The organism is Comamonas trifloxystrobinivorans (assembly GCF_043359985.1).
GTDB classification, from domain to species: Bacteria; Pseudomonadota; Gammaproteobacteria; order Burkholderiales; family Burkholderiaceae_C; genus Comamonas; species Comamonas trifloxystrobinivorans.
Window position 1 is genome coordinate 206,152 of sequence record NZ_JBHZGV010000013.1, and the last position, 25,531, is coordinate 231,682.

At 63.7% G+C, this 25,531-nt stretch carries 25 protein-coding genes; 8 read left to right on the top strand and 17 right to left on the bottom strand.

The features are described from left to right. The first annotated feature begins 19 nt into the window (after window positions 1-19). From ACFIQF_RS17530 to ACFIQF_RS17545, 4 genes are all read left to right on the top strand, one after another. A complete protein-coding gene (locus ACFIQF_RS17530; RefSeq protein ID WP_393944816.1) occupies window positions 20-1,204 on the top strand; it encodes an amino acid ABC transporter permease in 1,185 nt (394 codons plus the stop codon). A gap of 7 nt (window positions 1,205-1,211) precedes the next feature. After that, window positions 1,212-2,300, top strand: coding sequence for an amino acid ABC transporter permease (locus ACFIQF_RS17535; protein ID WP_393944818.1), 1,089 nt, complete (start codon window positions 1,212-1,214; stop codon window positions 2,298-2,300). A gap of 9 nt (window positions 2,301-2,309) precedes the next feature. Further along, window positions 2,310-3,053, top strand: a complete 744-nt coding sequence (locus ACFIQF_RS17540) for an amino acid ABC transporter ATP-binding protein (protein WP_393944820.1) — start codon at window positions 2,310-2,312, stop codon at window positions 3,051-3,053. 97 nt (window positions 3,054-3,150) lie between these two features. Then, window positions 3,151-4,035 carry a LysR family transcriptional regulator gene (locus tag ACFIQF_RS17545; protein ID WP_393944822.1) on the top strand — a complete coding sequence of 295 codons (885 nt, stop codon included), beginning with the start codon at window positions 3,151-3,153 and terminating at the stop codon, window positions 4,033-4,035. 194 nt (window positions 4,036-4,229) lie between these two features. On the opposite strand, the gene dacB is transcribed toward ACFIQF_RS17545, so the two are convergent. Continuing rightward, window positions 4,230-5,846, bottom strand: a complete 1,617-nt coding sequence (dacB, locus tag ACFIQF_RS17550) for a D-alanyl-D-alanine carboxypeptidase/D-alanyl-D-alanine endopeptidase (RefSeq protein ID WP_393944823.1) — start codon at window positions 5,844-5,846, stop codon at window positions 4,230-4,232. 160 nt (window positions 5,847-6,006) lie between these two features. On the opposite strand from dacB, the gene tsaB reads away from it, so the two are divergent. The 4 genes from tsaB (at window position 6,007) to corA (ending at window position 9,372) form a co-directional block, all read left to right on the top strand. Next, complete coding sequence (gene tsaB / locus ACFIQF_RS17555) at window positions 6,007-6,714, top strand: tRNA (adenosine(37)-N6)-threonylcarbamoyltransferase complex dimerization subunit type 1 TsaB (protein WP_393944824.1); 708 nt, start codon at window positions 6,007-6,009, stop codon at window positions 6,712-6,714. Continuing rightward, entirely contained in the window at window positions 6,711-7,196 is a 486-nt protein-coding gene (gene rimI, locus ACFIQF_RS17560; RefSeq protein WP_393944826.1) for a ribosomal protein S18-alanine N-acetyltransferase, read from the top strand. Before tsaB ends, rimI begins: the two co-directional genes overlap by 4 nt. Window positions 7,197-7,230: 34 nt before the next feature. Next, window positions 7,231-8,127, top strand: coding sequence for a uracil-DNA glycosylase family protein (locus tag ACFIQF_RS17565; RefSeq protein WP_393944828.1), 897 nt, complete (start codon window positions 7,231-7,233; stop codon window positions 8,125-8,127). 258 nt (window positions 8,128-8,385) lie between these two features. After that, the gene (gene corA / locus ACFIQF_RS17570) at window positions 8,386-9,372 is read left to right on the top strand and encodes a magnesium/cobalt transporter CorA (protein ID WP_184704263.1); all 987 of its coding nucleotides are present in this window, start codon (window positions 8,386-8,388) and stop codon (window positions 9,370-9,372) included. Between the two features lie 102 nt (window positions 9,373-9,474). On the opposite strand, the gene ACFIQF_RS17575 is transcribed toward corA, so the two are convergent. The 16 genes from ACFIQF_RS17575 to ACFIQF_RS17650 form a co-directional block, all read right to left on the bottom strand. Beyond that, window positions 9,475-10,743, bottom strand: a complete 1,269-nt coding sequence (locus ACFIQF_RS17575; protein WP_393944830.1) for an MFS transporter — start codon at window positions 10,741-10,743, stop codon at window positions 9,475-9,477. A gap of 87 nt (window positions 10,744-10,830) precedes the next feature. After that, window positions 10,831-11,886, bottom strand: a complete 1,056-nt coding sequence (locus ACFIQF_RS17580) for a porin (protein ID WP_393944832.1) — start codon at window positions 11,884-11,886, stop codon at window positions 10,831-10,833. Window positions 11,887-11,910: 24 nt separating this feature from the next. Next, window positions 11,911-12,870 carry a PDR/VanB family oxidoreductase gene (locus ACFIQF_RS17585; RefSeq protein WP_393944834.1) on the bottom strand — a complete coding sequence of 320 codons (960 nt, stop codon included), beginning with the start codon at window positions 12,868-12,870 and terminating at the stop codon, window positions 11,911-11,913. Continuing rightward, a complete protein-coding gene (locus ACFIQF_RS17590; RefSeq protein ID WP_393944836.1) occupies window positions 12,867-13,892 on the bottom strand; it encodes a Rieske 2Fe-2S domain-containing protein in 1,026 nt (341 codons plus the stop codon). The genes ACFIQF_RS17585 and ACFIQF_RS17590 overlap by 4 nt, the downstream gene beginning before the upstream one ends. 19 nt (window positions 13,893-13,911) lie before the next feature. Then, window positions 13,912-14,133 (bottom strand): recombinase-like helix-turn-helix domain-containing protein, encoded by a 222-nt coding sequence (locus tag ACFIQF_RS17595; protein WP_184704273.1) that lies wholly within the window; start codon window positions 14,131-14,133, stop codon window positions 13,912-13,914. Between the two features lie 24 nt (window positions 14,134-14,157). Beyond that, the gene (locus ACFIQF_RS17600) at window positions 14,158-15,132 is read right to left on the bottom strand and encodes a Bug family tripartite tricarboxylate transporter substrate binding protein (RefSeq protein ID WP_393944839.1); all 975 of its coding nucleotides are present in this window, start codon (window positions 15,130-15,132) and stop codon (window positions 14,158-14,160) included. Between the two features lie 49 nt (window positions 15,133-15,181). Continuing rightward, window positions 15,182-16,174 (bottom strand): Bug family tripartite tricarboxylate transporter substrate binding protein, encoded by a 993-nt coding sequence (locus tag ACFIQF_RS17605; protein ID WP_393944840.1) that lies wholly within the window; start codon window positions 16,172-16,174, stop codon window positions 15,182-15,184. A 26-nt stretch (window positions 16,175-16,200) separates the two neighbouring features. Then, window positions 16,201-17,163, bottom strand: a complete 963-nt coding sequence (locus ACFIQF_RS17610) for a VOC family protein (RefSeq protein WP_184704277.1) — start codon at window positions 17,161-17,163, stop codon at window positions 16,201-16,203. Between the two features lie 170 nt (window positions 17,164-17,333). Beyond that, complete coding sequence (locus ACFIQF_RS17615; RefSeq protein ID WP_184704279.1) at window positions 17,334-18,809, bottom strand: aldehyde dehydrogenase; 1,476 nt, start codon at window positions 18,807-18,809, stop codon at window positions 17,334-17,336. Between the two features lie 18 nt (window positions 18,810-18,827). Beyond that, a complete protein-coding gene (locus tag ACFIQF_RS17620) occupies window positions 18,828-19,625 on the bottom strand; it encodes an aspartate dehydrogenase (RefSeq protein ID WP_393944842.1) in 798 nt (265 codons plus the stop codon). A gap of 40 nt (window positions 19,626-19,665) precedes the next feature. After that, a complete protein-coding gene (locus tag ACFIQF_RS17625) occupies window positions 19,666-21,360 on the bottom strand; it encodes a thiamine pyrophosphate-binding protein (protein WP_184704284.1) in 1,695 nt (564 codons plus the stop codon). Between the two features lie 157 nt (window positions 21,361-21,517). Further along, a complete protein-coding gene (locus ACFIQF_RS17630; RefSeq protein WP_393944843.1) occupies window positions 21,518-22,324 on the bottom strand; it encodes an SDR family oxidoreductase in 807 nt (268 codons plus the stop codon). Between the two features lie 13 nt (window positions 22,325-22,337). After that, the gene (locus tag ACFIQF_RS17635) at window positions 22,338-23,174 is read right to left on the bottom strand and encodes an IclR family transcriptional regulator (RefSeq protein WP_184704287.1); all 837 of its coding nucleotides are present in this window, start codon (window positions 23,172-23,174) and stop codon (window positions 22,338-22,340) included. 15 nt (window positions 23,175-23,189) lie between these two features. Then, the gene (locus ACFIQF_RS17640; RefSeq protein WP_393944844.1) at window positions 23,190-24,068 is read right to left on the bottom strand and encodes an alpha/beta fold hydrolase; all 879 of its coding nucleotides are present in this window, start codon (window positions 24,066-24,068) and stop codon (window positions 23,190-23,192) included. Between the two features lie 18 nt (window positions 24,069-24,086). Next, window positions 24,087-24,617: a cupin domain-containing protein gene (locus ACFIQF_RS17645; protein WP_224150541.1), complete on the bottom strand. Its 531-nt coding sequence runs from the start codon at window positions 24,615-24,617 to the stop codon at window positions 24,087-24,089. Between the two features lie 16 nt (window positions 24,618-24,633). Continuing rightward, a complete protein-coding gene (locus tag ACFIQF_RS17650; RefSeq protein WP_393944846.1) occupies window positions 24,634-25,410 on the bottom strand; it encodes an SDR family oxidoreductase in 777 nt (258 codons plus the stop codon). Window positions 25,411-25,531 lie beyond the last annotated feature (121 nt).

Consider the following 25,531-nt stretch of genomic DNA (forward strand, 5'->3'; position numbering starts at 1 on the left):
CTTCATCGCCAGGGGCCTTATGAAACCACACACGTCTAGCGAGAACACCCCGCCCAAAGAGCCTTGGTGGGGCAGTGTGGCGGTGCGCAGCATCGCTTATCAAGTGATTGCATTGCTGGTAATTGTTGGCGGTGCGGCCTGGCTGGTATCAGTCACGATGTCCAACCTGGCGACCCGCAATATCTCGACCGGCTTTTCCTTTCTGCACCAGGAGGCGGGCTTTCTCATCGGCGAAAGCCTGCTTCCCACCCACGCCGGCGACACCTACGGCCGCTTGATCTTGGCGGGCTTTGTGAACACGCTACGGGTGGCAGCCATCGGGATCGTGCTGTCTACGGTTTTGGGCTTGGTTGTCGGCTTGTTGCGGCTGTCCTCGGTGCGCCTGGTACAAAAAATTGTCTCGGGCTACATCGAGCTGATTCGGAACATTCCGCTGCTCCTTCAGTTGTTCTTCTGGTATGCATTGATCACCGAAAACGCACCAGGTCCGCGCCAAGCCTACCAGCCACTGCCTGGCGTTTTTCTCTCCAACCGAGGCCTGCAACTGCCCAGCTTGGAAGGCGCTGCGGTGCCGTGGGCCATTGGTGGCCTGGCAGCGGGTTTCATCGCGCTCGTGGTCATCCTGCACCGCTTGCGGCGCAGCAACCGGCCGCCACTGACTTCCGGAAAGCTGGCCTGGTTTGCCCTAGCTACGTTGCTAGGCGGCGCAGTATTGGGCTATGTGATGGGCGGCGCGTCGCTGAGCTTGGAAGTACCGCAACTGAGCGGTTTCAACTTTCAAGGCGGCCTCAATCTATCGCCCGAGTTCACGGCCCTCATGCTCGGCTTGGTGGCTTACAACGCAGCGTTTATCGGCGAAATCGTGCGCTCGGGCGTGCAATCCATTCCCAAAGGGCAATGGGAGGCAGCCGAATCGATTGGACTGTCCAAATCCATGACGCTGCGGCGAGTCATCATTCCCCAGGCTTTGCGCGTGATGATTCCGCCCATGACCAACCAGTACCTGAGCCTGATCAAGAACAGCTCGCTGGCCGTGGCCATTGGTTACCCGGATATCGTCGCCGTGATGAACACCACCATCACGCAAACCGGCCAGGCGATTGAAGGCGTCGTGATTTTGATGTCGAGCTATCTGATTTTCAGCCTTCTGGTGTCGATCTTCATGAACTGGTACAACCGCCGTGTTGCGCTGGTAGGACGTTGAGAAGACTATGCAAAAACATTCTGTCTCCGCGCCTGCGACGTCTGCTTCACCACGCCCTCTGGACTGGCTGCGAAAAAATGTCTTCGCCTCGCCCACATCCGTGTTGGCCACGGTGCTGGTGGTATGGCTGGCGCTTTACACCCTGCCCGGCCTGGTGCAATGGGCGCTGCTCAAGGCCAACTTCACTGCATCGAGCGGGCAAGAGTGCCGACAAAGTGGAGGCGCTTGCTGGGCCTTCATTGCCGAAAAACACCGGCTCATTCTCTTTGGCACCTACCCTTATGACGAGCAGTGGCGAGGACTGGCAGCCACCGCACTGCTGATCGGCATTTTGATCATCAGCGGCATCCGCAGGTTTTGGAAACCCTGGCTGGCAGGAGCATGGGTGCTCTGCCTGTGCGCGGTGTGGGTGCTCATGCGGGGCGGGTACTTCGGCCTCAGCGAGGTGGAGACGGACCGCTGGGGCGGGCTGCCGCTGACGCTCATCATGGCCACGTTCGGCATTGGCGTTGGCTTTCCGCTAGGGGTTCTCATGGCGCTCGGCAGAAGGTCGCAGCTCCCGGTCATTCGGGCCATCTGCGTGGTGTATATCGAGCTGATTCGAGGCGTACCACTGATCACGCTTTTGTTCATGTCGTCTGTCATGCTGCCCCTGTTTTTGCCCGAGGGGACGACCTTCGACAAACTGCTGCGCGCCGAGATTGCCATCATCTTGTTTGCTGCCGCCTATATTGCAGAAACCGTAAGAGGTGGCCTTCAGGCGATTCCCAAAGGGCAAATAGAGGCCGCCGAATCGCTGGGTCTGGGTTACTGGGCCACCACCTTCAAAGTGCTGCTGCCACAAAGTTTAAAAATCGTTATTGCGCCTTTGGTCAGCATCTTCATTGGCTTGTTCAAAGATACCTCGCTGGTGGTTGCCGTCGGTATTTTTGACCTGACCAACTCCGCCAAGGCAGCCTTGTCCGATTCAACCTGGCGTGGTTTTGGCGTAGAGGCCTATCTCTTTATTGCCGCCATCTACTTTTTCTTTTGCTACGCCATGTCGACCTACAGCAAGTCGCTGGAAGCCAAGACCAAGCAACGTGAGGCTCACTGAGGACGAAACATGCAAAATGCCCCCATCATCGAAATGCAGAGCGTTGGCAAGTGGTACGGCCAACACCATGTTCTGCGCGACATCAATCTGGAGGTTGCCGCTGGCGAGCGCATTGTCATCTGTGGCCCCTCGGGCTCCGGCAAATCCACCCTGATCCGCTGCATCAACCGCCTGGAAGTGCATCAGCAGGGGCTGATTCGCGTGGATGGCACCGAGCTCAAGGACAACGTCAAAAACATCGACCGCATTCGCCGGGAAGTGGGCATGGTGTTCCAGCATTTCAACCTGTTCCCGCACATGACGGTACTGGAGAATCTGACGCTGGGCCCCATGTCGGTGCTCAAGCAGTCGCGGGACGAAGCGGAGGCCAAGGCGATGAAGTACTTGGAGCGCGTTCGCATTCCGGACAAGGCCCTCAAGTTTCCAGGCCAGCTTTCCGGCGGGCAGCAGCAGCGGGTGGCCATTGCCAGGTCACTATGCATGAACCCCAAGATCATGCTTTTTGACGAGCCCACCAGCGCACTGGACCCGGAAATGGTCAAAGAGGTGTTGGATGTGATGGTGCGCCTGGCAGAGGAATCTGGCATGACCATGATGTGCGTGACCCACGAAATGGGCTTTGCCCGAAAGGTTGCCAGCCGCGTGGTGTTCATGGATGGCGGAGAGATTGTCGAAGAAGGCAAGCCCGACGAGTTCTTTGACACGCCCAGCAACGCGCGAACCCGGGCCTTTCTCGGACAAATTCTCCACTGATCGCGGGTTCCCCATGCCGCTTCCCGTCAGGTACCATGAAAGGATGAAGGCAGATCTTAGCGACATCACTTGGGCTCGTCGGCTAAAGCTTCGGCACTTGGAAATGCTGCTCGTGCTGGAGCGAGCGGGCGGCATCACCGCCGCCGCCGAAATTCTGCATTTGACCCAACCCGGCGTTTCGCATTGGTTGCTGGAGCTGGAAGAAGTGGTGGGCTGTCCGCTTTTTATCCGCGGGCGCAAGCTGACGCTGACCTTGGCGGGGCAGGTGTTGCTGCGGCAGGCCGAGCGCATTCTAGGAGACGTGCGACGCGTCGACGATGAGCTCAAGGCCATCCAGTCCGGGCTGGTCGGCCGCTTGCAAATCGGTTGCGTCCATTCGGCGGCGCTGGTCTTGGTTCCCGGTGCGCTGAGCGTGCTACACAACAATCACCCCAACGTCGCCATATCGGTCGAGGAGGACATGCTTTCTCCGTTGCTGGAGCGTCTGCATAAGCGCGAGCTGGATCTGGTGGTGGGCGCGATCGATCTGCGAGCGCAACGCTACAACTTTGTGACCGAAGTGCTGATGAACGACACCGTGCAAATTGTTTGCAAACCAGACCACCCTCTGGCACGCAAACGAAAACCGACCTGGCAAGAGGCTTTGGAATACCCCTGGGTTTTGCCCCCCACTGCCAGCATGACACGCATGAAGCTGGACGAGGCCTGCGCCCAGCAACATGTCTCCTTGCCCCTGCCCAGGGTGGAGACAGGTTCGGTGGCCACCATCCACACCCATTTGCGAGGCACGGAATGCCTGGGCGCGGTAACGGGGCTGGTCGCCTCGTTCTACAAGTCCATCCAACTGCTCTCGGACGTGTCACTGAAGCCCGCCATCCAGCTGGGCCCCATTGGCGCCATCTGGTCAGAAGAAAACGCCAGCCCGATACTGCGCGAAATGGTGAACTCGCTGAAAACCTACGCCCAAAGAGCCCAACCCTAGTGCGGCGAGATGCCAACCAGCAAACGCAAGTTCGTTGAGCAACGGACGGATTTTTGTGGTGGCCTTACCCATGGGCACCCCATCTGGCTCAATGCTCCAGCGGCGTCGATAACTGACACCCCAACCCTGCACCCAAGTGATCAAACCGCCTGCCAGCGCCCCCATCAGCGCCAGCAGCTATCCACCCAACAGCATCACTGCCCAGCCACCCAGTCAATCAGCGCATCCCAAGCAGGCCGGGCTGCAGGCGCGTTGTCGCTATTGGCCATGGCCACCACTACCCAGCGGCGGCCGTTGGCGCCGTTGACGTAGCCGGCGATGGCCGATGCGTCGCGCAAGGTGCCGGTTTTGAGGTGGGCGCCGCCTACGGCGCTGGAGCGGCTTTTTTTCATGGTGCCGTCTACGCCGACGATGGGCATGGAGGCCATCAGCTCGGGCATGACGTTGCTGGTCCAGGCCACTGAGAGCATTTTGGCCATGCCGCCAGCGGAGATGCGGGCGTCGCGGCTGAGGCCGGCGCCGTTGTCTACCGTGGGTTGCGCCATGCCGCCCATGCGCTCGCTCCACCACTGGGCCACGGCCTGGCGGCTGCCTTCGAAGGTGCCAACGCCGGCGCGCTGTTTGCCCAGGGTGAGAAAGACCTGCTGCGCCATGACGTTGTTGCTGTATTTGTTGATGTCGCGCACCACCTCGGTGAGGCTGGGCGAATCAAAGCGCATCAGCGCGGTGGCGCCTTGCGGCACGCTGCCAAAGCGCACCTGGCCGGTGATTTTGCCGCCGGCCTCGCGCCACATGCCTTCAAAGACGCGCGGAGCAAAGGTTTCGGGCGCGGCCGGGGCTACGGACCAGCTGTTCTCTTCGCAAGCAGAAGGGTAGCCGCCAGCAAACTGGATCTGGCCGGGCTGCGCAAAGTTGGCCTTGAGCGCTGCACGCCAGTTGCCGCAGCCGCCTTTGCCGTTGACCAGCGGCACGCTGGCGGGCAGGTTGAGGTTGGCCACGGCGGGCTCGGAAGAGATACGCGCCACGCCAGCGGCCACATCAGGCACAAAGTTGATGGTCAGCGCTTTGTAGTTGACCAGCATGGCATCGGGCACCGCGTTGTAGGGGCGGAAGGGCTCGTTGTCGAAGTAGGCCGGGTCGATAGGCGGCAACTGGAAAGCACTGCGGTCCAGCACCACATCGCCCACGATAACTTTCACGCCACGCTCTTGCAGCCGGCGCTGCAGCAGCCACAGGCGCTCCATCACCAGCTTGGGGTCGCCCGAGCCTTGCACGTAGAGGTTGCCGTTGAGCGCGCCTTTGGCAATGCTGCCGTCGGTGCTGATGGCGGTGTTCCAGGTGTAAGCAGGGCCCAGCAGCTCCAGCGCGGCAAAGGTGGTGACGAGCTTCATGACCGATGCGGGGTTGCGCTGCACGTCGCTGCGCACATCGAGCAGCGGGCGCTGCGTGCCGCTGGCGTCCATGACCACCACGGAGACGGCATCCAGAGGCAGCTTGCCGCGCTGCAAGGCGGCAGTGACTTCGGCCGGCAACTGGCCGGGCGGGATCGCACTGGCTGGCTGCGCGGCTGTAACAGGCGCTACAGGTATTTGCGCTGCGGCCGGTGCACTGACAGTGTTGGGAGCCAGTTGCACAGCGGGCGCGGCCTGGGTAGCGGTAGTGGCAGCGGCTGGGCGCTCGGGGGTGGCAACCGCCTGCGTTGGCGTTTGTGCACAGGCCACCTGGCCCAGCGCGATCACGGCAATGGCAACAGGTTGCAGCCAGTGGCGGCTGCGGATGGGGGTTCCCTCGGTCGGGTTCAAAGGCTTCATTCTTGTGGCTATACGGCTAAACACGGGCATTGCGCCAGTCTATCCGCTATGCCCAAGCCGGGCATGCAGCCTTGGCTTTGCCGCGATAATGCCGTGTTGCCTGCCTTCCACAGGCCTGTCTTGCGGCGCTCCGCAACCCGGCGGCGCCGCCACTCCCCCGATGAATCTCCTAGCCCTCGACACCAGTACCGACACCCTCTCCATCGCCGTGGCGCGCAGCGACCAGCGCTGGCTGCACAGCGGTGCCGGGGGCGCGCAGGCGTCGAGCCATTTGCTGCCCGCCATCCGCAAGCTGATGGCCGAGGCCGGCCTGAGCTTTGACGCGCTGGACGCAATTGTGTTTGGCCGCGGCCCGGGCTCGTTCACCGGCTTGCGCACCGCCTGCGCCATTTCCCAAGGCTTGGCCTTTGCGGCCCGTGGCGGCGAAGGCGTGCCCGTGCTGCCGGTAGACAGTTTGCTGGCTGTGGCAGAAGACGCCCGCACCCAGCACGGCTGCACCCAAGTGCTGGCCTGTCTGGATGCGCGTATGGACGAGGTTTACAACGCCGCCTATAGCTACAACGCCAACGCCGGCCAATGGCTGGCGCAGGGCGACATGTGCGTGTGCCCGCCGCAAGACGTGCAAGTGCCAGCCGGTTTTGTGGTGGCCGGCAATGCCCAACCCGCCTATGGCGAGCGCCTGGCGCCCGCTGCCAGCCATGTGCGCGCCTTGCCAACCGCTGCTGCGCTGTTGAACCTGGCGCCCGCCTTGCTGGCGCAAGGTTTGGCGGTGGCTGCGCAAGATGCGCTGCCGCTGTACATTCGCGACAAAGTGGCCAAAACCACGGCCGAGCGCGAAGCCGCCAAGCTCGCCCAACAACAGGCATGAGCCGCCAGCCCGCGCCCCAGTTGCACTGGTCCGCACTGCGGGTGGACGATCTGGAGACGCTGCTCGCGGTAGAGAACCAGTGCTACAGCCACCCTTGGACGCGCGGCAATTTCATCGACTCCATGGCCATGGGCTACGCCATGCAGTTGCTATGGATAGATGAGCAGCTGGTGGGCTATTTTGTAGCCATGCAAGGCGTGGACGAGGTGCATTTGCTGAACATCACCGTCAACCCGCACTTTCAGCGCCAGGGCTGGGCCAAGGTGCTGCTGGAGCAGCTGCGCAGCTGGGCGACCAGCGTGCGCGCCGGTACCATTTGGCTCGAAGTGCGCAAGAGCAATGTCCGCGCGCAGCAGATTTACCTGGAGTTCGGCTTTCAGTCGGTGGGGCTGCGCAAGCGTTACTATCCGGTATCCCACATCGAACGTGAGGACGCGGTGGTGATGAGCTTTTTGCTGCCACCGTCCGACGGACCCGCTTGACCCTTTCGACCCGCCTGATTCCCACTGCCCTGCTATGAGCCTGAACCTGGATGCCCGCCAACGCGCCATGCTGCAAGAGATGGGCCACCCGCTGTGGTGGCCGGAATCTGCTGCGCCCGCAGCGCCAGCCGAGGCCGCGCCAGCACAGCCAGAGCGCACGGCGGCCAGCGTTGCAGAGCAGCCACAAGCAGTGCCCGTAGCACCCGCCGCACCCATCAGCCGGGCCAGCAATGCGCCCATTGTTTTGCCAGCCGAGGCAGAGCAGCAGCCAGCGCCAGCAGCGGCACAAGCAGCTCCATTGGACCAAGCGCCTCCCGCAGCGCCCGTGGCCGAGCCAGCGCCTTTGCAAGCGCCAGCGCAACAACCCGCCAGTGCCGCACGCACGGCGCCGCCCGTACAGGCCATGCCGCAGGATTTTCCGCGTGTGCGCTTTGCCTTGCGCGCCCCGGTTTTGCTGGATTTGCGCGATGCCAAGGCCCAAGCCGCCGCACCCGCTGCACCGGCCGCCACCGGGCCAGCCTGGCTGGTGGTAGCCGAGCTGCCCGAAGGCGCAGCGCTGCAAGGCCCGGCCGGCCAACTGCTGTTGAACATGTTGCGCGCCATGCGCCTGGGCGATGCGCCGGTGTACTGGGTGCCGCTGGCACGCCTGGCGCCCGGCCAGCCAGAGCCCGACGAAGCGCCCGATTTCAGCATCGAAGCGCTGGTACAAGACACCGGCGCCCACATGGCGCTGCTGCTGGGCCTGCCAGCCGCGCGCCACTTGCTGGGCGGCGAGCAGCCGTTTGCCAGCCTGCGCCAGCAAGTGCACCGCATTGGCCCGGAGCTGCCCGCCGTGGTCAGCTTTGACCCCAGCCACCTGCTGCGCGCCCCCAAGGCCAAGGGCGAAACCTGGGCCGATCTGTGCCTGGCGCTGGCCCACGCAGGCCGCTGAAAGCCGCCACCACCCCATGCCTTCGCCATGCCGTGGGGCAATGGCAACGCAGGCGCCCGGGTAGCCGGCTGTAATTGCGCACCGTCGTACGCGGGCCATGCTGCAGTGCCATAATGGCGCCCATTCCATCAATCGGAGCAATCTCCTTGGATCCCTACCCTAGTTGGTAGCTTCCACCCTGGCCGCGCGTTGTTGCACAAGGGTTGGAAGCGCCCCATTCCCCCTTTTGCAGACCAAAAACAACAAGGAAGTGAGCCTATGCTCAACATCTTTACGCTCGCCAATGGCCGCCTGGTGCAGGAAGAGATCGAGTCGCTGCAGGATCTTGCGCGCTTTCAGCCGATCTGGGTCGATCTGGAATCGCCCACGCTGGAAGAAAAGCGCTGGGTCAAGCAGCACTACGGCCTGTCCATCCCCGAAGACGCGATGGACCAGGACATTGAGGAATCCGCCCGCTTCTATGAAGAAGACAATGGCGATCTGCACATTCGCAGCGACTTTCTGATCGATGACGACGAAGACCCGCGCAGCGTGCGCGTGGCCTTCATCATGAACCTGAACAACGCCGCTTTCAAAAGTTACGGCGTGCTGTTTTCCATCCACGACGAGGATGTGCCCGTTTTTCGCCTGCTGCGCCTGCGCGCGCGCCGCGCGCCGGGGCTTATCGAGGACAGCAAGGACGTACTGCTCAAGCTGTTTGACGCAGACGCCGAATACTCTGCCGACACGCTCGAAGGCATTTACGACGACCTGGAAAAAGTCAGCACCCAGGTGCTGGCCGGCAATGTGACGGACACCCACGCGAGCGAAGTGCTGTCGGCCATCGCCCGCCAGGAAGACTTGAACGGCCGCATTCGCCGCAATGTGATGGACACGCGCCGCGCCGTCAGCTTCATGATGCGCAGCAAGATGCTCAACTCCGACCAGTTCGAGGATGCGCGCCAGATCCTGCGCGACATCGAATCACTGGACAACCACACGGCCTTCCTGTTCGACAAGATCAACTTCCTGATGGATGCCACCGTCGGTTTCATCAACATCAATCAGAACAAGATCATCAAGATCTTCTCCGTGGCCAGCGTCGCCCTGCTGCCCCCTACGCTGATCGCCAGCGTCTACGGCATGAACTTCAAGTACATGCCCGAAGTGGACTGGGAATACGGCTATGCCTACGGCATCTTGCTGATGGTGTGCAGCGCGCTCATACCCATGCTGTACTTCCGCAAGCGTGGCTGGCTGAAGTAGCAGGCGCTATCAAAAAAATATGCTTGAAGCGCCTGCTGTAAAAGCACTTCAAGCATGAATCACCTTGGAATCGACGAGAGATGAGCGCCAGGCGCTCATTTTTTATGACTGCTGCGTGACGTTGCGCTCGCGCACCCACAGAATGATGCCGCACAGCATCACCACCACCTGCGTGCCGATCAGCGCCGCAAAACCGGCAAAAAAGCCTGCGCCCACGCCCCCACGGGCTGACAGTGCACCAATCACAGCCCCCATGATGGCCGGCATGAAGCCCGCCACCAGGCTGCCCGCGCCATTGACCACGCCATAGGCGCTGGCGATGTGCTCGGGCCGCGCGCAGTACTGCACGGTGCTCGGGATGGCCGGGCTCATCAGCCCCCAGCAGAAATTGGCGGCAATCAGGCAATACGCAGCCGCATAGCGGTCTTCCATATGGATGGCCAGCCATACGGCGGCAGCGACACCCAAGCTGCCAAAGACGAAGATCAGTGGCACCTGGCGGCGTGCAATGCGGTCGATGATCATGCCACCCACAAAAACCGCCGCCACGCTGGCGTACTGCGGCAGCGAGGCCAGCCATCCCATCTCGCGCATCGAGAAGCCGCGCGACTCCTTGAGGTAGGCAGGCAGCCAATTGCTGCTGCCCCACAGGTAGGACAGAAAGGCCGCCGTCAGAATGGTGATGAGCCACAGATAGCGCGTATGCATGGCGCCGCGCACGATCGTGCCCACCTGAGCGACAGCCTGGCCCAGAGACTGCGGCTTGGGCATGCCGGTTTCCACCTTGGGCATGCGCACGAAGGCCCAGACCAGCGGAATGCCGAGCAGCACATTGATGAGGCCCAGCACATGGAAGGACGTTTCCCAATCGTGCCCTGCCACCAGATACCCCACCAGCGGATAACCCACAGCCAGCCCGACCCCCGTCCCCATGTTGACCAGCGAATTGGGCTTGCCGTTTTCGCGGCTCTCGAAATGCGCCTTGATGTAGCTGCCCGCCAGCGAAAACAGCGGCCCTTCCGACACGCCCAGCAAAATGCGCGAAGCCAGCAGCAGCCCATAGCTGCTCATCGCGGGCGACAGGAAGGTCACCACACCCCACAGCAGCAGCCCGCCAATCAGACTGCGCCGCACGCCGAACAGCGCCGCGCAAAAAGGCGTAAGCACCAGCGACGACACCCCGTACCCCACCATGAATGCGGTGGCAAGCAACCCCTGGCGCGTGCGGTCATCTGCCGTCAGGCCGATGTGCGAGAGGAAATCGCGGTCCGTGATCAGAACCGAGATATTGATCCGGTCCACATAAGAGATGGCAACGATCACGAACAGCGTGATCACGCCCCACCAGCGCATTGAACGGGAGTCATTCATGGTGCGACTTTCCTAAGAGATAAAAGAGCACGCTCGCGCCAGCCCCTGCACGCTGCGCAAAGGCTGCGCGTGGGGCATGGCCCGCGATCAGAAGAAATGGCGGATGCCCAGCTCCATGCCGGTGGATTTGCCGCCCAAGGTGGAGCCCGTGGCGCTCAGGCCCTGCACGCCGATGGCGCGGCTCGATCCGTCCTTGTTCTTGAGATAGGCCAGCGTGCCGTAGACCTGTGTGCGCTTGGAGAAGTTGTAGCCGTAACCCACGGCAATCTTGTTCCAGTCCGCATTTCTGCCCGATGTGTTGTAGTGGCCCACAGAGGCGCGCAATTCGCCATTGCCCAGCGGTGCCGTGGCGCCCAGTTGCAGCACCGTCACTTTCAGCGAACCGCGCTTTTCACTGGCCCACAGCAGCATCGGCTTGACCATGCCCAGGTCGTAGCTCAGGCCCACATTGCTGGCGGTGATGTTGTTGTCCGAGCTGTCGCCGTAGAACCGGCCAACGGCCAGCGCGCCATGGAAGGCGCCTTGCCGGTAGCCCGCGCGCAGGCCCCGGTAATCGCCCTGGTTCTTGTTGGGCTCGCTCTTGGTGTGCTCACCAAATGCCACCTGGGCCTGGCCGTAGAACCCGCCCAGGTTGGGCGGCAGAAAGTAGCTGACCGCATTGCTGATCTGGATCGGCGCGCCCCCCGTGGCGGTACCGGAGCCGGGAATGCCCAGAATGGTGAATGCGCCCGTGCCGCCCACGCCGTTGGTGAGGAAGGGATCGAAGATCAGCGTGCTCAGAAAGGTGGCGGAATCGTCACGGCCCAGTCGCAGCTCCCCAAAGTTGCCCAGCAGGCTGACGGTGGAGCGGCGGTTGAAGCCCAGGCCGCTGGTGCCCGCAGCCTTGCCTGCGCCAGTGTCCGAATCGAGGCCCGCCTCCAGCCAGAAGCCCGCCTTCAGGTCCCCCCCCAGGTCTTCGGTGCCCCGAAAGCCCAGGCGGCTGATGTTGGCGCCGCCCGTGGCAAGGCCTACCTTGCTGGACGAGCCCGAGCCCGAAAGCCGGGTGACATTGGTGTCGATGACCCCGAAGATCTCGACCTTGGATTGGGCTGCAGCTGCCCCTGCCAGGCTGGCCAGGCCAGCGGCAATCACGATTTTTTTCATGGTGTTGTCTCTCTTTGTGTGTCGTTAAAGATCCAGTACCAGCGTCTCGCTCTTGCACCCGGAGACGCAGACCATCATCACCTTGTTGCTCGCCTTCTCCTTGGGGCTGAGCACCGAGTCGCGGTGATCGGGAACGCCTGCGAGCACGCGTGTCTCGCAGGAGCCGCAGACGCCTTCGCAGCAGCTGTGGTCGACATCGACGCCAGCCTCCAGCAAAGTGTCCAGCAGTGATTTCTCGGGCGTGATCGCAATGAAGCGGCCACGGCGCTTGAGCTCCACCGTGTAGTTGGCGAGGGCATCGGTCGCAGCCTTGACCTCCACCGGTGTGAAACGCTCGATGTGAGCGTTGGCGTGCCCCAGCTCGCCGCAGAACTTCTCGAAAGCATCGAGCATTGGCGTCGGGCCGCAGGCATAGTGGTGCAGGCCCGCATCGGGCGTGCGCTGCGCCAGCAGGCCTCGCAGATCAGGCGGGCCGCCTGCCTCGGCATCGAAATGCAGATGCAGCGGCATGCCCAGGGCCTGCAGCTCGGCGAGAAAGGCCGCGCTCTTGCGCTCGCGCGCAAAATACAGCATCTCGAACGAGCGGCCCAGGCTCTGGAGCCTGCGCGCCATGCACAGCATGGGCGTAATGCCGATGCCGCCAGCCACCAGCACCGAATGCGCAGCGCCCTCGTCGAGGGCGAAATGGTTGCGCGGCTCGGAAATGGTGATGGGCAGCCCCACGCGCAGCGATTCATGCACGCAGCGCGATCCGCCACGGCTGGCGCGGTCGCGCAGCACGCCCACCACATAGCGGTGGCGCTCGCTGCTGTCGTTGGACAGCGAGTAGCTGCGCACCAACCCGTTGGGCAAGTGCAGGTCGATGTGCGAGCCCGCTGTGAAAGCCGGAAACTCACCGCCATCCACCGGGCGCAGCTCTACGCTGATGGTGTCCTGGGCCTCGAAGCGCAACGTGTGCACGAAGGCCTGCAAGCTGTTGCTCATGGTGCGGCGCTTTCCTCAAGCTGCTCCTGTGCAAGGCTGCGCAGGCGTCGGCGCAGGCGCACCAGACCAATATCGTGCTGGTACAGGTTTTCACGCTCGTTGGCGTCAAACTCCATCTGCTCCATCATCACGCGGTCTTGCTCCAGCACCGCCCAATGGCGGGCCTCCAGGCGGTTGCGGTACAGAAAGCGCCAGGTATCGCGCATCCAGCCCTGCACCCGGCGGCACCGCCAGAAGAACACCGCGCACAGCTCGGGGCTGATGGGCGTGACGCAGCCGATGATGGCAAAGTTGCCGCCAGGCCCGCCGGTCTTGGGATACGGAATTTCCAGACGCATCCAGTGCATGTCGGTCTCGCCCCACTCGGTCCAGTCGAAGTTCACGCCGCGCTGGCCTGCCTTCTCGAAGACGAAGCCCGTGTCGGTATCGCGCACCTGGAACGTGGCCTTGCTGTCGCCTTCGGACATGGAATGCGACTGCTTGTGCAGGAAGGTGCCGTGCATCGGATCCATGACGTTGTCGATGGCATAGCGGTAATCCGCGCGCCATTCGGCATAGCACAGAAAGCTCGAATACTCGGGCGAGGTCAGCTCCTCTGGCATGGAGAACGCAGGCGGCGCATCCACATGCTTGTCGCTGTTGAAGAGAAAGATGGCGCCGTGCGCTTCATGCACATGAAAATCCAGCGCTGCGCGCGAGCCTTCCAGCTTGCAGCCGGGACTGCCGGGCACCTTGGTCACCGTGCCATCGCAGCGCACTTCCACACCGTGGTAGGGGCATGCCAGCCGGTCGCCCAGGATCACCCCTTGCGACAGCGGCGCACCCCGGTGCGGGCAATGGTCTTCCAGCGCATGCACCTGGCCTGCGGCGTCGCGCCACAGCGCGATTTTGTAGCCAAAGCGGCGCAGCGAGATGGGCTTGTCCTGCACGAAATCAGACGGGCAGACGGGGTACCACAGGTTGCTCAGGCCTTTGGTGAGCAAGCGGTCCACGGGATCGATGGCGATGGTTTGTACGTTCATGGAGTGCTCCTTTCCTGCTTCAATGGCCCAGGCGCGCCATCAGGGCGCCAAAGCTCTGCTCCGTCCAGGCTTCGCCGTTCTCTCCGGCGGGGCCACTTCGGTTGATGTAGGCCACCAGCTCGGGCAGCGTCTGCACCCCTTCGCCAAAGGCGCGCTCGATCGCATCGCCCAGCAGGTCTTCAAACAGGGTTGCAGGGCGCTGGCGTGCCTGGTGCGGTTCAAGGTATCGGTCAACAGCCATGGTGGGGTCTCCTTCTAAAACGGTTCACTCGGCCTGAATGCCAAGGTCTTTGATGAGCTTGCCAAAGCGGTCGTAGTCGGCCGCATTGGTTTTCTCAAGCCGGGCCGCATCGCCGCCCGCAGGCAGTGCGCCGAAGGTGGCCATCTTGGTCGCCACTTCCGGCATCTTCAGGATTTCGTTGAGGTGGGTGTTCAGCAGCTTCACGGTCTCGGCAGACATGCCCTTGGGGCCAAAGAGACCTTGCCAGGCGGTCACTTCCACGTTCTTGACGCCCAGCTCAGCCAGTGTGGGCACGTTGGGCGCGAGCGGGCTGCGCTGGGCATCGGCCACAGCCAGCACATTCGCCTTGGTGCCAGCGTAGGGAGCAATCGGCCCCCAGGTCATGAAAGTAGCGGGTACATGGCCGCCGATCAGGTCGTTGACAGCGGGCGCCACGCCCTTGTAGGGCACATGCGCGAGCTTGACGCCTGCAGCCTTGTTGAACATTTCACCAAGAATGTGCATGGGCGAACCGCTGCCGGGGCTGGCATAGGTCAGCTCGCTCTTGCGGGCCTGGGTGGTCAGACCTGCCAAATCCTTGATGCCCGAAGCCTGGCTGGTGGCGACGAACAGCGGCTGCACGCTGGTCTGCACCACAGGCACGAAGCCTCGCAACACGTCATAGCTCGACGCCGCCGAAGTCTTGAGCACGAACTGCGCGATCGAGAAAGTACTGGGCGCGAGCAGCAGCGTATAGCCATCGGGCGCGGCCTTGGCCACATGCACCGTGCCGATGGTGCCGCTGGCGCCGGGCCGGTTCTCCACCACCACGGGCTGGCCGAGCCGCTGCGACAGCTTGTCGGCATACAGGCGTGCCATGGCATCGGTGTCACCGCCGGCCGGATAGGCCACAACGATGGTGATGGGCTTGCTCGGGTAGGCCTGGGCCATGGCGCTGCCGGCGAAGGCAGTGGCCAGCAGGGCAACGGCCAGGCAAATCTGGCGGCGAGAGGTTTTCATGGTGGGCTCTTGTGGTGGTGGGTGGTTGGTTTAGCGGGCTGCCTGCCGTCTATTGCGCCTCGATCCCGCGGCTTTTGATGATGGGCGCCCAAGCCGCCGTCTCCGTGCGGATCAGGTCACCGAATTTCTGCCCTTCCACGATCCAGACGCTGAGGCCCTGCTTTTGCAGCTGCGCCTTGCTTGCCGGGTCGTTGAAGATCTGTGCGATGTCGTGCTGCAGCTGGGCCAGCACGGGTGCCGGTGTGCCCTTGGGCGCCATCACGCCGTACCAGGACGACAGCGCCACGCCCTTGACGCCAGCCTCTGCCAGCGTGGGCACATGTGGCAACTCGGGTGTGCGCTGCGCGTCGGTAACAGCCAGCGCACGCAGCTTGCCCGACTGGATGTGCGGCAGCAGCGTTGGCAGGTTGCCGATGATCATCGGCACGGTGCCCCCCATCACATCGTTCAGACCTTGGGGCGTGCCTTTGTAGGCCACGTGCAGAAAATCCGCACCCGCCTGCTGGCCGAACAGCTCGCCTGCCAGGTGCAGGCTGCTGCCCACCCCGGGCGATGCATAGCTCACGGTGCCGGGCTTGCTCTTGGCCAGCGCGATAAGCTCTGCGATGTTCTTCGCTGGCACAGCCGGGTTCACCGCAATCACGTTGGCGGTGCGCGCGAGCGAGGCCACCGGCACGAAGTCTCCTTCCACGCTGTAGTGCAGCTTGGGCATCAGCGTAGGGTTGATCGTGAGGTTGCCCTGCGGCACCACCAGCAGCGTATGGCCATCGGCCTTGGCGCGCCGGGCCGCCTCGATGCCGATATTGCCGTTGGCGCCGGTGCGGTTGTCCACGATGGAGACTTGCTTGTACTGTGCGGCAAGACCATTCGAGAGCATGCGCGCCAGCGTGTCGACTGGCCCTCCGGGCGGAAACGGCGCAATGATGGTGAACTGCCCCGCCGCCAGCGCCTGATGGGCATCCTGCGTCTGCGCACGGGCAGCAGGCAGTGCAGCGGCTGCGGCCAGTGTCAGCAGCGTGGGGATGAGCATGCGTCGTTGCATCGCGTTGAACTCCGTATCGGATGGGATCAGTGGCGCTTGTCGGTCAGAAACTTGCCGTCGGCACCGCCCACGCCCTTTTGGCGCCGGGTATTGCCGTCAAGGCCGCCATCAATCGCCCATTCGGCAAACACCGTAGGGCCTGGCTCAAACTCGCGCGGCTGCCAGTCGGCCGTCAGCTGGTCCTCATCAGCGTAGTACTCCACCAGCGCACCAGCCGGGTTCTTGAAGTACCAGAAATAGGCCGACGACACCGGATGACGCCCCGGGCCCAGCTGGGTATCCCAACCGCAGCGCGAGATGTGCATGCCGCCGCCAAAGACCTCGTGGATGTCGCGTACGGTGAAGGCCACATGGTTCAGGCCAGCGTGCTTATCGGGGCGCTGCAGCAGAAAAATGTCGTGGTGACCGCCGTCGGGTGCGGTGCGCAGGAAGGCGCCGCGCTCGGGGTAGCGGTCCGAGGCCGCAAAGCCGAAATTGTCCACATAGAAGCGCTCGCAGGCCTGAACGTCCTTGACGAAGAACACCACATGGCCGACCTCGATGGGTTGGGCACGCTCGTAGGCCGGGCTCGCCTGGTCAATGCGACCTTTGCGGCTCCAGGTGTTGTACTCAGCGCTCTGCACCTCCACATCACGCTTTTTCGTCACTTGCAGGCGCACAGCCAGGCCATTGGGATCGGTGCAGCCGATGCGCGCACCCTGCTTCACAAAGCCCGGCAGCTGTGCGATACGGCTTTCGTAGAGCGCAAGATCGGCAGCGCTCTCCACGCCCCAGACCACCTCGCGCAGCGTGGGGCCTGTTTCGATGGCCGGTGGCAGATCAGGGTGGTCGGTGGCGGCCACGATGACGCGGCAGCCATTCAGGGTCTCGAACACCAGCCGATCGGCCTGCTCTGTCACCAGATTCAGCCCCCAGTCGATGAAGAACTGGCGGCAGGCCGCCAGATCGCCTGCGCCGTAGCTGATTTCGTCAATGCCCAGTACGCTCATAAAAAATCCTTTCTTCACCCGATCACGCGCCACGCGCTGCCCACATCGCCTGCAACCGGCGCGGCCCATCGGCGGACGCCAAGCAAGGGCCGCCCCGCAGCGAAGGTGTCGTCCCCCTCCCGCGCAGCGAGAGAGGGGAAGGCGCGAAGCGACTCAGGGGGTGTTGCATCTCAATTGGCCCAGGCCAGGGGTGATTCGTTCAGGCCCCAGTACAGGCTCTTTTGCTCCATGTACTGCTGGATGCCCATGCGGCCCTTCTCGCGGCCCAGGCCGCTGTCGCGCCAGCCGCCAAACGGTGTGGAGATGGAGAATTGCTTATAGGTGTTGATCCACACGGTGCCGGCCTGCACCGCGCGGCCGATGCGCCATGCGGCCTTGTAGTCGCGCGTCCAGATACCGGCGGCCAGCGCGTAGACGCTGTCGTTGGCCTGCTCCAGCAGCGATTCCTCGTTGTCAAAAGGCATGGCCACGAGCACGGGGCCGAAAATTTCCTGCTGGCAGATCTGCCAGTCGTTCTGCACGCCTTCGAGGATGGTGGGACGGTAGTAGTAGCCGCGCTCGTACAGTGCGCCCTCGGGGCGATGACCACCAGTGCGCAACTGCCCGCCTTCGGACAGGCCCAGCTGCACATAGCTTTCGATGGACTCGCGGTGCTTGGCGGTGATCAGCGGGCCCATCTGGGTGCGCTCATCGGCCGGGTCACCCACACGCAGCTGAGCGGCCTTGGCCGTGAGGCGCTCCATGAAGTTGCCATAGAGCTTGCGTGCCACGAACAGGCGCGAGCCCGCTATGCACGATTCGCCCGACGAGCTGAAGATGCCGTAGAGCACACCGTTGACGGCATGGTCGAGGTCGGCGTCTTCCAGCACCATGGTGGCCGATTTTCCGCCCAGCTCCAGCGAGACGGGCATCATCTTGTCGGCCGCGATGCGGGCGATGTGCTTGCCGGTGGAGGTGCCGCCAGTGAACGACACGCGCTTGACCAGTGGATGCTTGGTGATGGCATCGCCAATCACCGAGCCACGGCCGGGCAGCACGCTGACGATACCTTTCGGAACACCGGCTTCTTCACAGATCTTGGCCAGCTCAAGCGCCAGCAGTGGCGTGGCTTCGGCGGGCTTGACGACCACGGCGTTACCAGCCGCCAGCGCGGGGGCTAGCTTTTGCGCTTCGCTCGCAATAGGCGAATTCCACGGGGTGATGGCAGCGACCACGCCCATGGGCTCGTAGACGCTCATGGTCATGAAATCGCCACGGGGCGGCGTGATCGCCTCTTCCATGGTTTCGCAGGCAGCGGCGAAGTATTGGAAGGTACCGGCGGCGCTGGCCACCAGGGCGCGCGTTTCGTTGATGGGCTTGCCGTTGTCGAGGCGCTGCAACTGGGCCAACGGCTCGGCGCGCTCGCGGATCAGCTGCGCCACGCGATGCAGCACAGCGGCGCGCTCGTGCGGCTTCTTCTGTGCCCAGCCACTGGTACGGAATGCGTGGTCGGCCTTCTGGATGGCCTCTTCCACATCCTGCAGACTGGGCGCGCGCAGGCGGCCCACCACCTCACCGGTGGCCGGATACAGCGTGGCAGATTCGTCGCCACCGCCCAGGCGCCATTCGCCGCCGATGTTGATGGGGAGCAGTTCAAGATTCGACATGATGAAACTCTTTCGTTGTCAGATCACCACAGGTGCCACCTTGCCGCGCACCGCGCGCACCGCGCTGAACACGGTCAGGGCCGAGGTCTTGGGGTTGGCTGCCAGCGGCTGGTTGCGCATGGTCAGCTCGAAGCTGCCAAAGGCGCCTGCGGCTTCAACCTGGTGCAGGTTCTCGCGCACCGCCGGGTCGGCAATCAGGCGCACGGTGGTACGGTCCAGGCCCAGGCCGGCCAGCGACACGGTGGCGGCCACATTGGCGTTCTTCGGAAACTGCGCGGCCGCCTCGCGGGCCGTGCCTTCGAAAATCACCGTCTCGGTCGCCAATGCATCCAGATCACGCCCCTGCTCAGCCGGTGTGCCCCTCCAGGCATGTGGCGGCTTGCGACCGGTGTAGCGCACGGTGGAGAGGCCGCCGATGCGGGCTGCAGCCAAGGCATCAATGCCGCCAATGGCGCCAGCAATCAGTTGCACCTGCGTGCGGCCTTCGCGGGCAGCAGCCTCCAGTTGCTCAGGCAGGCCAGCTGCAGACAGCGCGCCCACCGATGCCACGATGCAGGGCACGCCTCGGCGCAGTGCAGGCAGCACATGCTGTTCGATGGCAGCGTGACCTGCTGCTTCCACCACCAGATCAATGCCATCTGCTGGCACGGCCTGTACAACCTGCGCACCCGGCGCCAGGCGCTGGGCCACGGCACGCGCGGCCTCGGCGCCTTCAGCTGGCACCACGACCGCAGCGATCTGCAGGCCGACATCGTCCTTCACCAGTTCCAGCAAGGCGGTGCCAATGGCGCCGCAACCGATCAGAGCAATCTGCATGGTGTGGGTCCTTCCAGGTTTTATCCGGTCTTGTCAGGTCTTACTGGGTCTTGGTGGCCGGAATCTGGTCCAGCTTGTTCACCGGAGGGCCGGAGAATGCGGTCTTGAAACTGCCAATGGAGCGCATGTCGATCTCCAGCAGGAAAGGCCCTTTTTTGCTCCATGCAGACTCCAGCACAGCTGGCAGCTCATCGAAGTTCTGCACCCGAGCATGGGGCAGGTGGATCGAAGCGCACAGCTGCGCATAGTCGGGCGTGTGCAGCTCCACATAGCAGCGGCGGCCGCCATAGGAGGCATCCTGGATGTTCTGGATCACGCCGTAGCGCTGGTCGTTCATCAGCACGATCAGCGTGTCGCACTCTTCCTGCACCAGCGTGGCAAGCTCACCCAGGTTCAGGATGAAACCACCATCGCCCGCCAGGCCCAGCGTTTTGCGGCCCGAGCCGCTTTGCGCCGCGCCGATGGCCGCGCCAATGGCCATGGGCATACCCATGCCAATGCCGCCGCCCGTGGCGTGCACACCAGCGTTGGGCTCGAAAAACCGCAGCTCGCGGTTGCCCCAGGTGCTGTTGGAGACAGTCACGTCACGCACCCAGTTGAAGTTGCGGCCCACCACCTGCTGCAGCTGTTGCACCAAAGTGCTGTAGGGGCCCAGGCCATCGCGCATGGTGGCCACAACTTCATCGTGCACTTGGCGCAGATCGGCCAGCAGCTCGGGATCGGCCCGGTAGCCGCGCGCTTCCAGCCGATCAGCCAGACCGTTCAGCGCCAGGGCCGAGTCGCCGCAGACAAAGCCATCGTCGATGTAGCAGCGGCCTTGCTGGGCAGCGTCCACATCAATGCGCAGCAGCGGGCGCGGCAGCTGGAGCTCGTACTTCAGCGTCTCGTTGCTGCGCAGGCGCGTGCCCACGGCCAGCATGGCGTCGCAGCGTTGGTAGAAGGCTTCGACAGGTTTTTGGATGTTGTAGGCGCCCAGCGAGGCCGGATCGTCTTCAGGCACAATGCCGCGGCCCTGGCCCGTGCTGACAATGCCAAAGCCCAGGGCTTTGAGGCGCCGCACGGCAGCACCGGCATGGCGCGCACCGCCGCCCAGCCACAGCAGCGGGCGTCGGGCCTTGGCCAGCGTGTCTGCCAGCGCGTCCAGTGCCGCTTCGTTGGGTGCCAGAACAGCCACCGGCAAAGGCGACCAGTCGGAGGGCATGTCGATCACGCTTTGCTGGATGTCGATGGGTATTTCGACGCTCACCGGGCCCGTGGGCGCGGTCATCGCAGCCTGTACCGCGGCCTTCAAGGTGGACAGGCAGGTTTCGGCGCTGCGCACCCGAAATGCGGCTTTGGAGACGGCGCCCAGCATGGTGAGCTGGTCGGGCGCCTCGTGGATATAGGACAGCTTCTGGTCGAGGTACTGGGTCTCGATCTGGCCGGTGATATGCAGCAGCGGAGTGCCTGCGGTGTAGGCCTCCACCAGGCTGCCTGCGATGTTGCCTGCTGCCGGGCCGGTGCTGGTGATGCATACGCCCAGGCTGGAAGTGGAGCGGGCACAGGCGTCCGCCATGTTGCCAGCGCCCGCCTCGCCGCGCGCCATCACAAATCGCACCTTGCCGCGCGCGAACATCGCGTCAAGGATCGGCATGTTGTGGATGGAAATCACCCCGAAGGCAGCCTTCACGCCGCAGTGCTCAAGAAATTCGGCAACGGCGGCGCCGACAGTGATTTGTGGTGCGGTAGATGTCATGGTCTTGTCAGATCCGTATTAGTGATAGCAGGCGCTGCGCATGCCATCGGCGCAGTTCATCGGCGGGACGCCAAGCAAGGGCCGCTCCGCAGCGAGGGCGTCGTCTCCCTCCCGCGAAGCGAGAGAGGGGGAAGCGGCGTCAGCCGCACAGGGGGTGTTACACATGTCTGGAAAGACCTCCGGACACATCGATATGGCTGCCCGTCGTGTACGACGACAGGGGGCTGGCAAGAAAGGTGATGGCCTGCGCGGCCTCACGGGGCAGGCCCAGGCGTGCCAGCGGAATGGATTTCTTGGTGGCGAGCGCACCGGTCCAGGCGGCCCAGTCCTGCGACTTGTCTTCGCGCGCCTCGAAGCGGCGGCGCCATTGGCCCGACTCGATCAGACCCACCAGGATGCCGTTGACGCGCACGCCCTGCGGCGCAAATTCGGTGGCCATGGAACGCACCAGGTTCTTGAGACCAGCGCGCGCAGCCGAGGTGGCCACCATGTGCGGCTCGGGTTGGGATGCCAGCAGCGAATTCACGCAGACGATGGCGGCATCGCGCCCTTGGGCGGATTGCTGCAACTGGGGCAGAAAGGCCCGCGTGGGATGGATGACGGAGAAGAATTTCAGGTGCAGTTCCTGGCTCCAGGCTTCGTCGGAGGTATCGGCAAAGGTCGACACACGGCCCTGGCCTGCGTTGTTGATCAGAATGCTTGCTGTGCCCAGCACCTGCTGCGCCTGGGTGGCGAAGCGTTGCACGTCTTCTGCATTCAGCACGTCGCAGACGGCAGCCAGCAGACGGGCCTTGGGGTGGCGCTCGCGCAGGGCAGCTTCGGCAGTGCGCAGGCGCTCCTCGTTGCGCCCGCAGAAGGCCACGGCAGCGCCCTGCTCCAGCAGCAGCTCCACTGTCGCCAGGCCAATACCGGACGATCCGCCAGTGACCACCGCCACCACATCCTTGATCTGGAAAGCACTCATTTGCAATATTCCTTCAATGTCCCGGCATGGACAGAACCCGGGCACCGGCTTGTGCCTCACGGCGATAGTTCAGCAGGCCCGAGAGCTCATCGGCTGCTGCACATACACGCTCAGCGACGCCTGCTGCCTTGGCCTGACCCGCATGCGGTGACGGAATCGTTGAGCCCAGCGCAGCCACGATGCGACCGCTGTGGTCACGCACGGGCGCCGCGACGGTGGAGATCGAGGTTTCGTAAAAGCCCTCACCGAAGACGTAGCCGCGCTCGCGGTCGACCTCGATCAGGTTGAACAGGTCGAGCGCGGTTCTGGGGGTGTTCGGCGAAAACGCTTCCAGATGCTCTTCCGGGTAGAGCGCGCGCAGTTCCGCCAATGAAAAGTCCAGGAGCAGCACACGGCCGAAAACCGTGCCGTGCGCCGCCAGCCGGGTACCTACGTGCACGGCGCTGGCCAGAGGCCGCGGCGGCGTGACCTTGGCGACGTAGACAATCGAGCGGTTGTCTCGCACCACGATATTGCAGGGGTAGCTGATTTCGTCGCACAGGCGGGCGATGACAGGCTGGCCCAGCTCCGTCAGCTCCAGGGACGACAGGTACTCGAAGCCCAGGCGCAGCACGGCCATGCCGAGACGGTATTCGGTGCCGCCGTCGATGCGCTCCAGAAAGCCCATGCCTTCTAGCGTGTTGAGCATGCGGAACACCGTGGCACGGGGCAGCTCCAGTCGGCGCGCCAGCTCCGGGGCGCCCAGGGTGCGGCTGTCGCGGCCAAACTCCTGCAGCAGGCGCAATCCGCGCTCCAGCGCTGGCACCACGTACTTTTCAGAGCCGGTTTCGGAAGGGTTGGTCTGTGTCATTGCTGTATTCCTGGTTCAAAGTAAGAAGGCTCTATCTTCGATCCATTCGGCCACCGCGCCGGGTTTTTCAACCGGACTGGCATGGCCTGCATCAGCGATGCTGGAAAAAGGCACCTGCCAGGCCCCGGCCCAGCGGCGGCAGGCTGTAGGGGTGGTGACCACATCGTGCTCGCCACAAGCGATGTGCACGGGCACGGGCAGCGGCGCATGCCTGCCCAGGTCGCTGTCGCACAGCATGTTCACGGCTTGGCGGTAGCCGCCATCGTGCATGCGCGATGTGCTCCAGCGCACCCACTCGCGCGCCAGTGCGTCCGCGCCAGGACTGAGCAGTCGCTGGTCGATGCGTTGCGCAAGGCCCGCCACGCCCAGCGTGTCGAGCGAGGCATTGCGCTCGCTGCGCACCTTTTCGCGGGCAGCTACATCGTGCGAGCCATAGCCGCCAGCAGGGCTGAGCAATAGCACGCCTGCCAGCGCCTGGGGTGCGTATTGCGCAGCGCAGGCCGCTGCCATCAACGCCCCCAGCGAATGGCCCACCAGCACCACTGGGCCCCGCACCTCTGCGGCCAGCCAGGCGCCCAGACGTGCGGCATAGTCGGTATCGTGCGGATGGGTCTGCGGCAGGGCTGTGCTCGCACCATAGCCGGGCGCATCCCAGGCCAGCACGCGCCAGTCAGGGCGTAGCGCCAATGCCACATCCAGCCATGAGGCCGCCGACGAGCTGATGCCATGCAGCAGCACTACGGTCTGCGCGGCAACACCGGCGGCCGGGCGCTCGCGCACAGCCAGCTGCACGCCATCGGGCAGCGCTACCGAGCGCTGCGCGAACTGCGATTCCAGCTGTTGCGCCTTGCGCATGAGCGCTTCGCTCCAGAGGGTGGCGGTGTCGGTGGTCATGGTGCAGGCCTTGCTGGATCAGCGCTTGATCTTGGCGAGCGGATGGTCGGCCGGGTAGGTCGGCGTGATCGGTTTCTTGGCGCCCAGCATCACGCACATCAGCGCGTCTTCGTCGCCAATGTTGATCTCTTCGCGGTACACACCCGGGGGCACCGAGATCACGTCGCGGTCGGTCATCACGGTCTCGAAGCGCTCGCCCTCGGGCGTGGTCAGCACCACCTTGAGCTTGCCGCGCATCAGGAAGAACACCTCTTCCACATCCACATGGATATGCGGCGGGCCTTCATTGCCAGCGGGGATCACCATCGTGGAGAAGGTGAAGTGCTCGGAGGGGATGGTGTTGCTGTCGGAGGCAACACCGGTGCCGCCAGTGCCGATGTAGCGCATCTGGCCACGGCGGTATTTGGGGTCGAAGTCGGCCTGGAACTTCAGCGCGTCGAAATCGTACTTGCGGGTGGAGAAGCGCGCGATGCGCGTCTCCATCCAGTCCTTGAGGCTTGCGCCTGCGGGACGATCCCAGGTGCGGGGAATATTCTGCTGTTCGCTCATGGTTCGCTCCTTGCGGTTAATTCATGACAAAGCCGCCATTGACGGCAAGAACCTGGCCCGTGACGAAGCGCGCCCCGTCCGACATGGCGTAGACCACAGCGCCCGCCACGTCCTCGGGCATCTGCTCACGCTGCAGTGCGCGTTGGTCGATGTAGAGCCGGTGGCGCGCCTCGGGCACGTACTGCGTGGCCTCCACCAGCACCAGGCCCGGCGCCACGGCGTTGACGGTGATGGCGTCGGCGCCCATCTCGCGCGCCATGGCATGCGTCATCGCAATCACGGCGCCCTTGCTGGCCACGTAGGCCATCAGGTTGGGCGCGCCCCACAACGCGGTGTCAGAGGCCAGATGCACAACAGCGCCACGGCCGCTTTCACGCAACGCGGGGCGGCAGGCGCGGGTCATCAGCCAGGTGCCGCGCACATTCACATCCATTACCTGGTCCCACTTGGCCAGTTCAATGTCGTCCATGCCCTTGCCGCCGGAATCGGTCACTGCCGCGTTGTTGACCAGGCCGTCCAGCCCGCCCAGTTCGCGCACCGCCTGCTCCGCGCATTGCTGCACCGAAGCTGGATCGGAGACATCGACGCGAATGCCAATGGCAGAAAAGCCACGCCCCTGCAGCGCAGCCACCGATTGCGGCAGCAGGTCTGCACGCAGATCGGCCAGCGCCACATGGGCGCCGTGCTCGCACAAGGCCTGTGCAAAAGCAAAGCCCAGGCCACGCGCGGCACCGGTCACCAGAATGCGACGGCCTTGCAACTGGCCAATTTGCGGCATGGGTGTGAGGTTCATGATTCGTTTCACCTAAGAAACAATGATTAATTTCTGAAACAACGCAAGTGTAGCGATCACTCCAGGGGGGTAATACAGAGGGGAAACCCTAGGAAATGGGCTCAATGGAGCGGAAAATGAC